The sequence below is a fragment of the Varibaculum cambriense genome, assembly GCF_032557235.1.
In the GTDB taxonomy this organism is placed as follows: domain Bacteria; phylum Actinomycetota; class Actinomycetes; order Actinomycetales; family Actinomycetaceae; genus Varibaculum; species Varibaculum cambriense_C.
This window is the reverse complement of record NZ_JAWGMB010000008.1, coordinates 61,421-76,048: the sequence shown is the minus strand read 5'-3', so window position 1 is coordinate 76,048 and position 14,628 is coordinate 61,421. Positions and strand designations below refer to the sequence as shown.

The following is a 14,628-nucleotide window of genomic DNA, read 5'->3' as shown; positions in this document are numbered from 1 at the left end:
TTTAGTCTATAGCCCGTGGCCTAGATGCCTAGGAACAGGTGGTAAACCCAGAAAAATCAGGAGGGGGTCGCTGACGGACGTCAGCGACCCCCTCCAACTTATAGTCAGCGCATCTGGAAACGGCGATTGCCGTCATTCCACCCAGTTTTTTCCAACAGTCGGGGCTGTGCGGTATCACGGTCAATCCGCCAGCCGGGATCAGTGAGCATTCTAGAAATCGCTAGCCCCACCCCAATGGATAAAACCACGAAAAACACTTGGACAAGAGCAGCGGTTGCTTGGGGAATATCGCCATTCGAAAGGTGAGTAATAGCGGCATAGAGGGGGACTCCGGGAATCATAATCACCACTGCGGGCACTGTCAGTGAGGTACGGGAGAACCGGAAACCACTGAGGCGAGAAATAAAATGTGCCACGATCCCAATAGTTAAAGCTGCCAGGCCCACGGCTGCCTGCGGTAGCATCCCTTGTGCCACCAGAAAAAGTCGTCCTACATTGGCAAATCCCGCAACCAGGGCAGCACAAATTGCCACTTGCGGGCGGATTGAAAACAGCACGGCGAAACCGAACGAAGCAACTACTGAACAAATAAATTGCAGCAGGTATAGAACTACTCCGGTGACCGGGAAAGCCGTGGGTGGGTCAATATGCCACTGAAATAAGGTAGCAACCATCCAAACCGAAATCCCCCCCGAAATCACCAACATAATAACGTAGGTCATGCGAGAAATTCCGGCAAGGAAATCCATTCTTACCAAGTCTAATATGGCAGTTACCAGCGGGAATCCGGGAACCAGAAACAATACTGCGGAAATAATTCCTTGCGGGTGTCCAACCGAAACTAGCCCGGTAAACACCAATGCTGAACTAATAGCCATGTAAATCAAGGAAGCAAGGAGACCGCAAAGCATCCACACCCCAAAATGGTTGGCATGCCGTTTTAGCATCGTGCGGCGCAATATCTGCCCGCAAAGAGCCGCAATCGCCACCACTAAGCATTCGACCAGTCCGCCCCGGTTAAGAAAACAAAAGCCTGCGCAGGCAACCCCGGAGGCTAAGCAGTTGATAACGGCAGGATACGGCGGCTTGTGATTGATAATCTCATCGATCCGCTGTTGGACGTCTTCAACTAGTAGTCCCGGTTTCAAAGAGCGCACAAACAGGCGTAAATCATCTAATCGTGCAGCATTAGTGCCAAATGCACGCTGCTCATGGGATTCAGTTCGGAAAGTTCCATGAGCATAAACAGAAGTGACTATTTCTGAAAAAGTTACTTGCGAGTGTTGGGCATCAATTCCGACAGCGTTGGCTAGCCTCGCCATCGAAAACTTAACCAGATAAGCACTAGCTCCAGCCGCTAGCAAGGTGCGTCCCAGGTGGGTTACCACCCCAGATTGGGCAGCTAGCCGGTCACGTAAGGCGCGAAGCTCGTCATGCTCGCTACCGTGGGGATTAAGAGTATCCGCTTTGGACTCGCCTAAAACGTCATCTGAGGACGAAGCGTGTTTGTCGGTATTGATGTTATTTTGGGAGAATTCTTGCTGCATAAGGCAATTATCTCCCCTAAACTTCACGGCTATCCAGGACGAAAGAGGTAAATCAGGGGCGATAATTATTACAATGCGCCAGCCCACTTAGGGATGACGCATTGTAAAACTAAAGTATCGATAGGTTTACAGGCCACCGATGATTTGTGCGATTAGGATCTTACCCACCATCGCCAAGGGGTATACCAGGGAGTAACCAAGCGCCACTCGCGGATCAAAGTTAGTGCGGTTATTTGCATAGGCGAGGACGGCCGGCTGAGTTTGCGCCCCAGCCAACAGACCAGATAGGCGGGTTCCACCCATCTTGAAGCCGTAGCGCATCACGAAATACAAACCGAAGCCTACGGTGAGGGTAACTGCCATACCCACCAGTAGAATCCCTAGCCACGCCCCGGAAGTAAAGGCTTTCATAATCTGACCACCAGCGTTATAGCCAGCTTGAGCCAAGAACACCAACAGACCGAACTCGGCAAGCACCTGACTTGCGGTATAAGGCAAAGCGGTGGGGAAGGGGCCAATGCGTCCTACCCGGCCGAAAATAAGCCCTACTAGCAGCGTTCCAGCTGCAGAACCAATCGTGAAGTACTCGCCACTAGGAGTAAGAATGGGGAACTCACCGATTAGCAGTCCCAAAACCATGCCGACACCTAAAGCCACCGGATTAATAGAAGTCAAGCCGGTAGTGGAATCCCCAAAATACTTGGATAGCTCTTTAAGGTTTTTGGTGGGTGCCACTACCCGAACCCGGTCGCCCATCTGAAGTACCAGGTCAGCGCGCCCTAGCATATCGGTATCGCCACGCCGTACCCGCGACACGGTCGCTTGGTAACGTTCCTCTAGGCCAAGCTCCCCTAAAGTGCGTCCAGCCAGCTTCGGATCAGAAATAGTGATTCGGCGATAGTCCCAATCCCGCCGGTCGGCAGCAAGGGAAATCGACGAACCATGTCCCAGTTCAGAAACCACTTCGACCACCAAGTTTTGCGGACCAACTACGGTCACCAGGCAGCCTTTAGCGAGTTTAGTGTCGGCAGTGGGACGCACAATCGGCCCGTCCTCGGTTTCCCGAAGCCGGGAAAAACGCACGTTTTCGCCAACATGGGCACGGATATCGCGCACCGAGGGGCGGTCGTCCCGCTCAACCCGCACCGTGCGAGAAACCAAAGATGCGGGGCGGTCTTTATCGTTCTTGCCATAGTTGAGAGCTAAGGTAGCCACGATTAGCATTCCGAAAACGCCAAACAAGTAAGCAATGGAATAGGCAACTGTTGCCGACTGTTCATCACCAGAGGCCGCGCCGGCAGCAGCTAGAGCCGGGGTGTTAGTAATTGCGCCCGCAAAAGTACCGCCGATAGTGGCCGCATCCATTCCCGCGATTTTGCCTAGCACGCAGGCAACTACGCCCCCGCCGGCTAAAACCGCGAAAGTAGCGGCCATAATCCCTAAAGATTTTTTAAGAGAAGCAAAGAAAGAATTCCCCGAGTTAATCCCGATAGCAAAAGCAAATAGAGCCAGACCGAGTTTTCCGAACTCATGCGGGAATTTGGAAACCATATCCAAGCCCTCGGCGGTACCCCAAGCGGAAATCCCGATAGCTAGGAAAAGGACTGCAGCCGCCCCCAATCCGATTCCTTTGATCCGGAAATGCCCCAGGTACATCCCGATCCCGATTAACCCGAAAAGTACAAGTACTGGCTGTTCTGCCAGGTATTGGAAGACTGTCTGCACGGTTCCTCCTTGTAAAGCCATACGACAGTATCTATCTTGTCATAGCCTCTCCTACGACTGTCAGACCAAAGTCCATTTAAGAGGTGAAAATAGCGAGGAGTGTGTCACCATTACGATGAAAATTCGATACTTGTCCGGTAGGCGAACTTAGCTTCGTGTATCAAAACGTGAGACGAAGCCCAGTGCAAATGGTGTGGAACGTAGAGTTTAGCTTGTTATGACGAAACGAATCATTGAGCTAGTCGCCCTAGTACTGCTGGTACCAGAGAGGGCTAGACACGTCTAAAAACGTTTCGAGACGTAGCAAGCCCTAGGTAACAGCACCTAGGGCTTTTTTGTTTATAAAAATCAAAGAAATATTTACCAGAACGGGGATGACGATGAGCAACAAGGAGCAATCACCAGGCGAAGCTCCTCCTCCCAAAAGGATGAGTGGCGCTCGGGCAGTGGTCGCTACCCTGGAACGCCTGGGAGTGACCGATGTGTTTGGTTTACCCGGAGGGGCAATCATGCCGGTTTTCGATGCGCTCTATGACTCGCAGATCAACCAGATCATCGTGCGTCACGAACAAGCCGCGGGACATGCGGCGGAAGGTTACGCACTCTCGAGCGGGAAAACCGGAGTAGCAATCGTAACCTCTGGGCCGGGAGCCACCAACCTGATGACCGCTTTGGCGGATGCCCATATGGATTCGGTGCCGCTGGTGGCAATCTCGGGGCAGGTGGCTGCTAGTGCGATCGGTACTGACGCTTTCCAAGAATCTGACGTAGTGGGAGTGTCGATGCCGATTACCAAACACAATTTTTTGGTAACTGAGCCGGAAGATATTCCTGTTACTTTGGCGAAGGCTTTCCATTTGGCCTCTACTGGTCGTAAAGGCCCGGTGCTGGTAGATATCGCCAAAAATGCCCAAGTTGGCGAACTTGTTTTTTCTTGGCCGGTAACAGTGGATTTACCTGGATATAAAGTGCCGAGTAAACCACACGCTAAGCAAATAAAAGCCGCTGCCAAACTGATGGCGAAGGCAGAACGGCCAGTCCTCTATGTTGGCGGAGGAGCGCTGGCGGCCGAAGCGACGGCAGAGCTAAAGGAACTGGTGGAAGTTACCGATTTCCCGGTAGTGCTTACCTTGACCGCGCAAGGGGCGTTCCCGTCCTCGGATCCCCATTGCCTGGGAATGCCGGGGATGCACGGTTCGGTGCCGGCGGTGACCGCCTTGCAACGCGCGGACGTAATGGTGGCGCTAGGGACACGTTTCGATGATCGGGTAACTGGTCGCCTGGATGCTTTTGCTCCGGATGCGAAAGTGATTCACGCCGATATTGACCCCGCCGAAATCTCGAAAAACCGGGTAGCGGACATACCGATCGTGGGAGACCTGCGGCAAACCCTACAGGGACTACTGCCGAAAGTTAAAGAGGAAATGCAGCGAAACCCGCGAGACATTTCCGGTTGGAAGCACCATTTGGATTACATCTGTGAGCGTTACCCGCTTTCCTATGATGAACCAGATGACGGTCTCCTCCCCGCCCAATATGTGGCTAAACGGATCGGGGAAATGGTGGGTAAGGACGCGATTTATTGCACCGGCGTGGGACAACACCAAATGTGGTCGCAGCAGTTTTTGCCCCACGAGAACCCGCGCGGCTTCCTCACTTCCGCCGGCTTAGGGACGATGGGGGTAGCAATTCCCGAGGCAATCGGGGCGCAAGTAGCTAACCCGGATGCGCAAGTCTGGGCGATTGACGGGGACGGGTGTTTCCAAATGACCAACCAGGAGCTCGCGGTCGCTACCTTAGAGAATCTGCCGATTAAAGTGGCGATTATTAACAATTCGGTGCTGGGAATGGTGCATCAGTGGCAAGAACTATTCTTTGACTCGCGCTTTTCGGGCACTTTATTACAAGACGGAGAAGGCGGAAAGGACATTCCCGACTTCGTGAAACTGGCGGAAGCCTATGGCGCGCTAGGGTTGCGGGCTCGAACCAAAGAACAGGTTGATGAGGTAATCGCGCAGGCAATGCAAACCAATGATCGTCCGGTGGTGATTGATTTTCGAGTCTCTACCGATTCCCAGGTCTGGCCGATGGTTCCGGCGGGCGAGTCGAATAGCAATATTATCTATGCAGGCGGGCAAGGTCCGGTCTGGGAAAGTGAGGACTGATCGTGATGGAGAATCGCCACACCCTTTCCATCCTGGTAGAGAATAAACCCGGCGTCCTCGCTAGGGTAGCTGCCCTGTTTACCAGGCGAGCTTTCAACATTCATTCCCTGGCGGTCGGAGAAACCGAAGAACCATCGATTTCTCGGATAACCGTACAGGTAGATGCGGAAAATTTACCTTTTGAGCAGGTAACTAAACAGTTAAACAAACTGATAAACGTGCTAAAAGTGGTGGAGCTACATCCTCAGGACTCGGTTACCCGCAAGTTTGTACTGTTTAAAGTGCAGGCGAATGCAGATAACCGTTCCCAGGTGCTACAGATTGTGGATCTATTTCGCGCTTCGGTAGTAGATGTTCACCGCGAATCGCTGGTTATCCAGGCAGCCGGGGTGCAATCAAAACTAGAGGCATTAATGGAAACCTTAGCGCCTTACGGAATTAATGAAATCGTGCAATCGGGGGCGGTAGCCATCGGCCGCGGTCCGCGTTCAATCACCGATCAACTAAAGGAGAAATAGCAATGGCTGAGATTTTTTATGACAATGACGCGGATACATCCGCACTTTCCGGTAAGAAAGTTGCCATTATCGGATACGGTTCGCAAGGTCACGCCCACGCCCTCAACCTGCGCGATAGCGGGGTAGAGGTAGTCGTAGGGCTGCGGGAAGGCTCGTCCTCGGTAGCTAAAGCTAAAGAGCAGGGGCTAGAGGTCAAATCGATTGAGCAGGCAACCGCAGAGGGTGACATCGTAATGGTGCTTGCGCCTGACCAGGTACAGCGGACTGTTTATGCCGAGCAGATTGCCCCGAATCTGAAACCGGATGCCGCGATTTTCTTCGCCCACGGCTTCAATATCCGTTTCGGGTATATTCAACCCGGTGCTGGCCACGATGTGTGTATGGTGGCGCCGAAAGGCCCTGGTCATAAGGTTCGTGCCTCCTATGAAGCCGGTTACGGAACCCCGGCGGTTATCGCGGTGGAACAGGACGAATCCGGCAATGCTTGGCAAGTAACTAAGGCCTATGCGAAAGCTCTGGGAGCAACCCGGGCAGGGGTAATTAAGACTACTTTTACCGAGGAAACCGAAACCGATTTGTTCGGGGAACAGGCAGTGCTCTGTGGCGGAGTATCGCATCTGATTCAAGCCGGTTTTGAGACATTGACCGCGGCCGGTTATCAACCGGAGATTGCCTACTTCGAGGTTTGCCACGAAATGAAACAGATCGTGGATTTGATTAACGAGGGCGGGATCACCAAGCAACGCTGGTCTTGTTCGGACACCGCCGAATACGGCGACTACGTGTCGGGGCCGCGAGTAATTACTGATCAGACCCGCCAGGCTATGCGTGACATTTTGTCCGATATTCGCGACGGTTCTTTCGCGCAGCGTTTCATCAATGATCAAGACAACGGAGCTCAGGAGTTTAAACAGATGCGTGCCACTGAAGAAGCCCACCCGATTGAGAAAGTTGGGCGCGAACTACGTGCCATGTTCTCGTGGAATCAAAGTGATGATGACTACCAGGAAGGGCAGGCGCAGCGCTAAGGGCGGACTTCTCATGATGACCATAGCTGCTGTTGTGGCCGGTTCCCGAAAAGTGTTCGGGGGACCCCGGTGAGCCTTGCTTCGCTCGGCTCAAGCCCCCTCTCGCATCTTTTCGGGAACCAGCCTACGGCAAAGCGAGGAACTTCCTTTACGGGGATAAACAACAGGTAAAGGAAAATCAATGAGACGGATAGTCCGCCGCGTAGCGTGGAGGAAGGTAGGTAAAGACTATGGGTAATAGCATTAAGCTCGCGGTTATTCCCGGGGACGGGATTGGTAAAGAGGTAGTAGCTGAAGGACTAAAGGTTATGGACGCTGCCTTGGCTGGTAGCGGGATTAGCGTCGATAAAACCGAGTTCAACCTGGGGGCTGCCCGCTACCGGGAGACCGGAGAGATTCTGCCCGAGGCAGAGCTGGAAAGCATTAAGCGGCATGACGCGATTTTGCTGGGGGCAGTCGGAGACCCGGCGGTTCCCTCGGGAGTGCTAGAACGCGGCTTGCTGCTCAAGCTACGTTTCAGTCTGGATCACTATGTGAATCTGCGTCCCGCCCACTACTACCGGGGAGTCCCCACTCCGCTGGCTAATCCAGGAGAGATTGACTTCGTGGTAGTTCGAGAGGGCACCGAAGGTTTGTACTGTGGAAACGGTGGGGCGATTCGGGTGGGAACTGATCAAGAAATCGCCACCGAAGTCTCCGTTAATACTGCTTTTGGAGTCGAACGGGTGGTGCGCTTCGCGTTTGCCCAGGCTGCCAAACGGCGTCAGCACGTAACCCTAGTGCATAAGCACAATGTGCTGGTTCATGCCGGACATCTGTGGCGGCGAACGGTAGAGCAGGTAGCTAAAGAATATCCCGAGGTCACCTGGGATTATGCCCATGTCGATGCCGCCACTATCTACCTGGTACAAGACCCGGGGCGTTTCGACGTAATCGTCACCGACAACCTGTTCGGCGATATTTTGACTGACGAAGCGGGAGCGATTACCGGGGGGATTGGACTGGCAGCCTCGGGAAATATTAATCCCGACCGCACCTTCCCCTCCATGTTTGAGCCAGTGCACGGCTCGGCTCCCGATATTGCTGGAAAGGGAATCGCTGACCCCACGGCTACGATTGCTTCAGTAGCGATGCTGCTAGAAAACGAGGGTGCGAGGAAACCGGCGGAAAATATCCGCGCCGCGATAGCCGCCGATATGGAAGAGCGCGCCCTAGCCTCCGCGCAAGGTCACCCCTTGCAGCGCAGTACCAGCCAGATCGGGGATGCGATTGCTGCCCGCCTCTAACGGAAACGGATAATCGCTACTTACGGCGAAAAAAGTAAAACGTGGCCACTGAGTGACCGAGGAACAGAGTTTAGGAACAAAAACAGGCTCCCCGGAGCCGGAAAGAACACAATGATGAGTGAGAATGGTTTAACCCATGAGCCAACCCAGTTAGAGGCAGCATCGCAAGTTCCACTACCGACCGCGGATCAGTTGGCGGGGCGCTTTGCTTTGCAAACTAACCAGCATCCAGCTAGCGACAAAGAATACCGCGAGATTATGGATTCCCTGTCTTTCGGTTCTCATTTCGGGGATCACATGGCGGTTGCCGACTGGAAAGCAGGTGAAGGGTGGAGCGGACACCGCGTGCAAGCCTTCGAAAACTTGAGTCTGTCGCCAGGAGCCGTAGTGTTCCACTACGGGCAAGAAGTCTTTGAGGGGCTAAAAGCCTACCGTCACAAAGATGGATCGATCTGGGCTTTCCGCCCCCGCTACAATGCTGCCCGCATAAATGCATCGGCGCGGCGCCTGGCGTTACCGGAAATCCCGGAAGAAGACTTCGTCGCTTCGGTAGTTGACCTGGTGCGTGCCGATAAACGCTGGGTGCCGACTGCCCCTAACACTTCCCTCTATATTCGTCCCTTTATCATTGCAACTGAACCCTACCTGGGGGTACATTCTGCCAATGAAGCGAAATATCTGGTGATTGGTTCTCCTTCTGGCGCCTATTTCTCAGGCGGGGAAGCCAAAGGAGTGTCTATTTGGGTTGACCGCCACTATCATCGGGCAGGTCCAGGCGGGACTGGGGAAGCTAAATGTGGTGGCAACTATGCGGCTTCCCTGCTGCCTCAAAATCTGGCGGCTGAAAAGGGTTATGAACAGGTCTGTTTCTTGGACACCAAACGAGGAGAAAACCTGGAAGAACTGGGCGGCATGAACGTGTTCGTAGTGCGGGCAGACGGTTCAGTACACACCCCACGCCTGACTGGCGTAATCCTGGAGGGTGGGACTCGCTCGGCGATTTGCCGGCTGCTGCGCGATAGTGGCACTCCGGTTTTTGAACGCGATATTTCCCTAAAATCGCTGGTAGAAGATATCCGCTCGGGTGAAGTAAGCGAAGTGTTTGCCTGTGGAACTGCCGCGGTAGTAACCCCGATTGGGCGGCTCGGTTCCGATGATTTCGAGGTGGAAGTGCCTTGCGGATCAGTCACTGCCAGTATTCATCAGCGCCTGGTAGACATCCAAAATGGGGAAGCTCCCGATCCTTACGGCTGGACGTATCAGCTTTGTGACTAGCTAGCGTTTAGAAGGGCGCCGGTTCCGCTGTTAACAGCGGAATCACCCCTCGTCCTCGTAAGCCCGTACCCCCGCCAACAATAGACAATATTTTTTAGGAGAAAAATGGCTTATCCGCTTCGTTCAAGAATTTCCACTGCCGGCCGCAATATGGCAGGTGCCCGCTCGCTGTGGCGAGCCACCGGCATGAGTGACAGTGATTTTGGGAAACCGATTATCGCCATCGCCAACTCCTTTACCCAATTTGTGCCGGGTCACGTACATCTAAACCAGGTATCCCCGCTGGTAGCGCAGGCTATTGAAGCTGCAGGTGGGGTGGCGAAAGAGTTCAACACCATCGCCATTGATGACGGGATCGCCATGGGGCACCAGGGGATGCTCTATTCTTTGCCCAGCCGGGAAATCATCGCCGACAGCGTGGAATATATGGTGAACGCCCATTGCGCGGACGCCTTAGTCTGTATCTCCAACTGCGACAAAATCACCCCGGGAATGCTGATTGCCGCTATGCGGCTGAACATTCCCACCGTGTTTGTCTCCGGCGGTCCCATGGAGGCTGGGCGAGGGATCGACCCCAAAATGATTGTGGGGCCGTCCCAAAGCGGGCACGGCAACCTGATTACCGTAATGAACGCCACTGCTGACCAGGAGATTTCTGATCAACAGCTGACCGAGATCGAAAAAGCGGTCTGCCCTACTTGTGGGTCCTGTTCGGGAATGTTCACCGCTAACTCCATGAATTGCCTGACTGAGGCACTGGGGTTGGCACTGCCCGGAAATGGTTCTACCTTGGCGACGCATGCTGCGCGCCGCGACTTATTTACCCAGGCGGGCAAGGTAATCGTGCAGCTGTGCGAGCGTTACTATGGCCAGGAGGAGGACGCAGTTTTGCCTCGGGCAATCGCTTCCCGGGAGGCATTCCTGAACGCCATGAGTCTAGATATGGCGATGGGAGGCTCCTCCAATACGGTGTTGCACCTGCTGGCAGTTGCTCGCGAAGCGGGGGTGCGCTTTGACCTGGAAGATATTTCCCGACTGGGGCGCAGCGTGCCTTGTCTGTGCAAGGCGGCGCCTAACCACAATGATTACCATATGGAGGACGTGCATCGCGCCGGCGGGATCCCGGCACTGCTGGGAGAACTTGACCGCGCCGGGCTATTAAACCGTGAGGTCACCTCGATTCACGCGCCCTCGCTAGAAAAATGGCTTGCCGATTGGGACGTACGGGGTGGCTCTGCGACTGAACAGGCGGAAGAATTGTTTAAGGCAGCTCCTGGGGGAGTGCGTACTACCGAGCCGTTCTTCACTGCTAACCAGTGGAAAGACCTGGATACCGATACGGTCAGTGGTTGTATCCGCGATACCGCTCACGCCTATTCGGCCAACGGGGGATTGACGGTTTTGCGGGGGAATCTGGCAGAAAAAGGTGCCATTATTAAAGCCGCTGGAATCGATAGCGACCTGTACCATTTCCGCGGTAAAGCGATCGTGATGGAATCCCAAGAAGAGGCCATTGAGAAAATCCTAAATCACAGTGTTAAGCCTGGTCACGTAGTAGTGATTCGCTACGAAGGGCCGGCGGGCGGGCCGGGAATGCAAGAAATGCTCTACCCGACCTCCTTCCTAAAGGGGAGAGGATTGGGTAAAAAGTGCGCCCTAATCACCGATGGGCGGTTTTCGGGTGGTACTTCCGGGATTTCGGTGGGGCATATTTCTCCCGAGGCCGCTGATGGGGGCTTAATTGCCCTAATCGAGGACGAAGACGAAATCACGATTGACATCAATACTGAATCCTTGACCCTAGAGGTGCCGGAAGCAGAACTGGGTCGCCGCCGTCAGCAAATGGAGCAGCGTCCTCATCCGTACACTCCGCGTAGCCGCAAACGCACAGTTTCTGCCGCTCTGAAACTCTACGCTGCCTGCGCTTTAAGTGCCGACCAAGGTGGCGCGCGCGATGTAAGTCGGGTGACAGGTTAAAGTTCTGAATGCCAATAACCTCCGGTATTACTGAGCTGGCTGTCAAAAAGATGCGAATGGGGGCTTGAGTCGAGCGAAGCAAGACTCACCGGGGTCCCCAGAGCGCTTTTTGGCGGCCAGCGTCACGATACCAGCGTGCGTTTAGATAAGCAGTTTTGACGAGTAGTAACGGCTGAGTAGCTGAGCTGGGGGATGAAAAGATGCGAGAGGGGGCTTGAGCCGAGCGTAGCTAGGCTCACTGGGGTCCCCCGAGTGCTTTTCATCCCCCGGCGGTACCCAGCCCGGGTGTCGGCGAGCTACTTAAGTGCTAGGTCGTTGGTGTTTTCGGTGCCGCGGAACACTACCCACTTCCACCAGGCGAACTCGCCAATGAAGTTAAGAATCATGGTTACGCCCTTGATAATGAAATCGTTGACGCCGGCGTTGGCGGCCAGCGCCCCCAGCCACATAGTGATGGGGATAAAGAAGGCGTAGAAAACCGCAACTTTGGCCATTGCGATCGGAACGTTATTGGCGGACTTAAAGGTGTAACGCCGGTTGAGGGTGAAGTTATAGATCACCGACAAAGTAATGGAAATAAAGTGGGTCCAAGCGTAGGGCAGGGGAGTTAACCACTCTAAAAGGGAGAAGCTGGCGGCCTCCACCAACCCGGCGGAGATAGATAACAAAGTGAACTTAAGGGCTTGAATGGCAGCGTCTTTACCCTTAGCGGCCTCGCCGGTCAAGGGAGCTTTTGTGGTAGCTGTGGGTTCGCCCTCGGTTTCCGAGGGAAGATTTCCTTCCGAGTTCATCGAATCGCCTCCAATTGTGCGAAAATCTTTTTATTTGCCGGGTAAATATCTTTAAAAGCCGCGAACATTTGGTCGTAGCGGTCTTTGTGCTCAAGGTTCGGCTGATAGGAGGCGGTTACCGGAACCAGGGAAGAAGCTTCCGCTAAGGAAGGTATTTCCCCTAGTCCGGCGGCTATCACCAGCGCGGCTCCTACCGCTCCTACATCTTGCGGATTGGCTACTGTGTCCACGGGTTTGCCGGTAATATCAGCCAGAATCTGGCAGGTTACCGGGCTGAGTGCCCCGCCGCCAACAAACCGCAACCGGGGAGCAGTCTTGATTTTCTTTTCTTGAGTTTCCAGGAACCAGCGCACGTGGTAACACACGCCCTCTGCCACTGCGCGCAGCAGCTCAGTTTTCCCGGTTTCTAGACCAATCCCGATAAAGGCTCCTCGGGCATTGGGGTCTTCGAAGGGGCAGCGGTTGCCGTGTAGCCAAGGCGCGAATAGCACCCCACCGGCTCCGGCGGGTGCGGACTCGATTACGGTTGACATGTATTCATAGAGGGAATGGAACTCGGATTCGGGATCTTCCGCCACATCTCTCTGGTCCAGGTAAATATGGATTTCATCTTTAGCTAGGTGATCACGTACCCACTCGAGGCATTTTCCGGCGGTTTCCATCTCGGCGAAATAGTTATAGTTTCCGCTGATAGCTCCCACCACGGTGGCAATCATGGCGGAAGTATCAATCGTGATCTTGTCGGTTACGGTTTCCACCCAACCGGAAGTACCCATGTATACGTGAGTGTCGCCCTTCCTAGCGGCACCGGCTCCTACCGGGATCAGGGAAGCGTCCCCTCCTCCGGAAAAGACCGGCACCCCTGCTTTTAGTCCGAGTTCGCGGGCTTGCTGAGGGCGAAGCTGCCCCACAATATCGGTAGAAGCCACAATCGGTGGCATCAGCTGCGGGTCTACCTTCAGCATCTTCAGCATCGCGGGGCTAAAACGTTTTTCTTTTGAGCGGATATCGTACAGCAGCGTAGAAAACGCGCTGTCCTCACTCATAGTAAATTCGCCGGTCATCCGGGCAATGATCGCATCTTTAACGTCTAACCACTTGTGAGCCTTGGCTAGTTCCTCTGGCCGGTTTTCTTTCATCCAGTGATATTTCCAGACCGGATCTTTCGCCGAGGCAGACACGGCGCCGGTATGGTAGAGACTGCGCAGTAGTTTCACCAGGTTAATCCCGGCTATCCGGGGAGCCTGGCCAGCAATTTTTCGCAGCTGGCGGCCACCGCGCTGATCCATATAAGACATTGAAGGATGTACCGGACGAGCCTCTTCGTCTAGCAGCACCAGGGACTGCATTTGGGAACAGAAGCTAATTCCCTTTATTTGCGCCAGCTCCGCTTCTGCCTGGGCCTTTATTTGTGCGGTAGCGCTAGCCATTGCCGCCCACCAGTCATCGGGGTTTTGCTCAATGCCTCCCCCGGGAACTACTTGCAACCCGTAGCCTTCACTGGCGCTGGCCACCGGGCGAATCTGGTCGCTGACTTCAAATAGGCAGGTTTTAACGCCGGTAGTTCCCACGTCGTAGGTTAAGCAGTACATTATTGCCTCTTTTCTAGGGTGGACCAAAGCATTTCCGTCATCTGTTCGGCGAATTCTTTTGCGGGTGCCATCTGGTACAGCTGGGAACGCCCTTTGAAATAGGGGGTAGATAGTGAGTATTGCATCATCACCATGGTGTTATCCACGGTGAAGGCCAGGACTTCCGCGGGTAAATCCGTGCGGATGTCTCCGCGTTCCTGCCCCTGCTTAATCAGTTTGAGTAGCCCAGATGCGGTATAGCTTTCTAATTCACGGGCGATATCCAGGGTTAACTCCTGATTCCCAATCGCGGTGATTTCATGGTAAAGCCGCTGGTATTCCGGATATTCCTCGCAAGCGTTTACAGTTAATAGCATCAGTTTACGGATTTTTTCCCGCCCGCTGACTTCTGCTTTTAGAATTGCGCCAATATCGGTTTCGATAAGCCCGGCTCCCAGGTGAATCACATACCGGAACAGATTTTCCTTGGATTTGAAGTACTGAAACAGTGATCCCACGGAGACTTCGGCCGCTTTAGCAATCCGGTTGGTGTTCGCCGCTTCATAGCCCTTTGTTGCGAACTCGCTGACTGCGGCATCGATAATCCGCCTGGCTTTCTCCGGATCTAGCTGCTGGAACCGCTGCGTTGCCCATTCCATTTATGAATTCCTCTTTCCAGTGAGTGAGCTCTCACTTATCTGGCGTGATAGTAACACGTTTTCGTTCCCTCCAGACGCATTTTCGG

General features: G+C 54.0%; 11 protein-coding genes. 6 read left to right on the top strand and 5 right to left on the bottom strand.

Annotated elements, in window-relative coordinates; all coding sequences use genetic code 11:
- Nucleotides 1-104: 104 nt before the first annotated feature.
- Both E6072_RS07230 and E6072_RS07225 read right to left on the bottom strand, forming a co-directional pair.
- Complete coding sequence (locus E6072_RS07230; protein ID WP_307737992.1) at nucleotides 105-1,547, bottom strand: threonine/serine exporter family protein; 1,443 nt, start codon at nucleotides 1,545-1,547, stop codon at nucleotides 105-107.
- Between the two features lie 126 nt (nucleotides 1,548-1,673).
- Entirely contained in the window at nucleotides 1,674-3,272 is a 1,599-nt protein-coding gene (locus E6072_RS07225) for a TrkA C-terminal domain-containing protein (protein WP_307738005.1), read from the bottom strand.
- 380 nt (nucleotides 3,273-3,652) lie between these two features.
- On the opposite strand from E6072_RS07225, the gene E6072_RS07220 reads away from it, so the two are divergent.
- From E6072_RS07220 to ilvD, 6 genes are all read left to right on the top strand, one after another.
- Complete coding sequence (locus E6072_RS07220) at nucleotides 3,653-5,437, top strand: acetolactate synthase large subunit (protein ID WP_307737993.1); 1,785 nt, start codon at nucleotides 3,653-3,655, stop codon at nucleotides 5,435-5,437.
- A 5-nt stretch (nucleotides 5,438-5,442) separates the two neighbouring features.
- A complete protein-coding gene (ilvN, locus tag E6072_RS07215; RefSeq protein ID WP_307738006.1) occupies nucleotides 5,443-5,955 on the top strand; it encodes an acetolactate synthase small subunit in 513 nt (170 codons plus the stop codon).
- A 2-nt stretch (nucleotides 5,956-5,957) separates the two neighbouring features.
- Nucleotides 5,958-6,983, top strand: a complete 1,026-nt coding sequence (gene ilvC / locus E6072_RS07210; RefSeq protein ID WP_278606150.1) for a ketol-acid reductoisomerase — start codon at nucleotides 5,958-5,960, stop codon at nucleotides 6,981-6,983.
- 230 nt (nucleotides 6,984-7,213) lie between these two features.
- Entirely contained in the window at nucleotides 7,214-8,269 is a 1,056-nt protein-coding gene (locus tag E6072_RS07205; protein WP_316694755.1) for a 3-isopropylmalate dehydrogenase, read from the top strand.
- 114 nt (nucleotides 8,270-8,383) lie between these two features.
- Nucleotides 8,384-9,544, top strand: a complete 1,161-nt coding sequence (locus E6072_RS07200) for a branched-chain amino acid aminotransferase (RefSeq protein WP_307737995.1) — start codon at nucleotides 8,384-8,386, stop codon at nucleotides 9,542-9,544.
- 105 nt (nucleotides 9,545-9,649) lie between these two features.
- Nucleotides 9,650-11,521 (top strand): dihydroxy-acid dehydratase, encoded by a 1,872-nt coding sequence (gene ilvD, locus E6072_RS07195; protein ID WP_307737996.1) that lies wholly within the window; start codon nucleotides 9,650-9,652, stop codon nucleotides 11,519-11,521.
- Nucleotides 11,522-11,817: 296 nt separating this feature from the next.
- On the opposite strand, the gene E6072_RS07190 is transcribed toward ilvD, so the two are convergent.
- The 3 genes from E6072_RS07190 to E6072_RS07180 are packed head-to-tail and all read right to left on the bottom strand — an operon-like array spanning nucleotide 11,818 to nucleotide 14,542.
- Nucleotides 11,818-12,312, bottom strand: coding sequence for a GtrA family protein (locus E6072_RS07190; protein WP_307737997.1), 495 nt, complete (start codon nucleotides 12,310-12,312; stop codon nucleotides 11,818-11,820).
- The gene (locus E6072_RS07185) at nucleotides 12,309-13,904 is read right to left on the bottom strand and encodes an FGGY family carbohydrate kinase (RefSeq protein ID WP_307737998.1); all 1,596 of its coding nucleotides are present in this window, start codon (nucleotides 13,902-13,904) and stop codon (nucleotides 12,309-12,311) included. The genes E6072_RS07190 and E6072_RS07185 overlap by 4 nt, the downstream gene beginning before the upstream one ends.
- Entirely contained in the window at nucleotides 13,904-14,542 is a 639-nt protein-coding gene (locus tag E6072_RS07180; RefSeq protein ID WP_307737999.1) for a TetR family transcriptional regulator, read from the bottom strand. The genes E6072_RS07185 and E6072_RS07180 overlap by 1 nt, the downstream gene beginning before the upstream one ends.
- Nucleotides 14,543-14,628 lie beyond the last annotated feature (86 nt).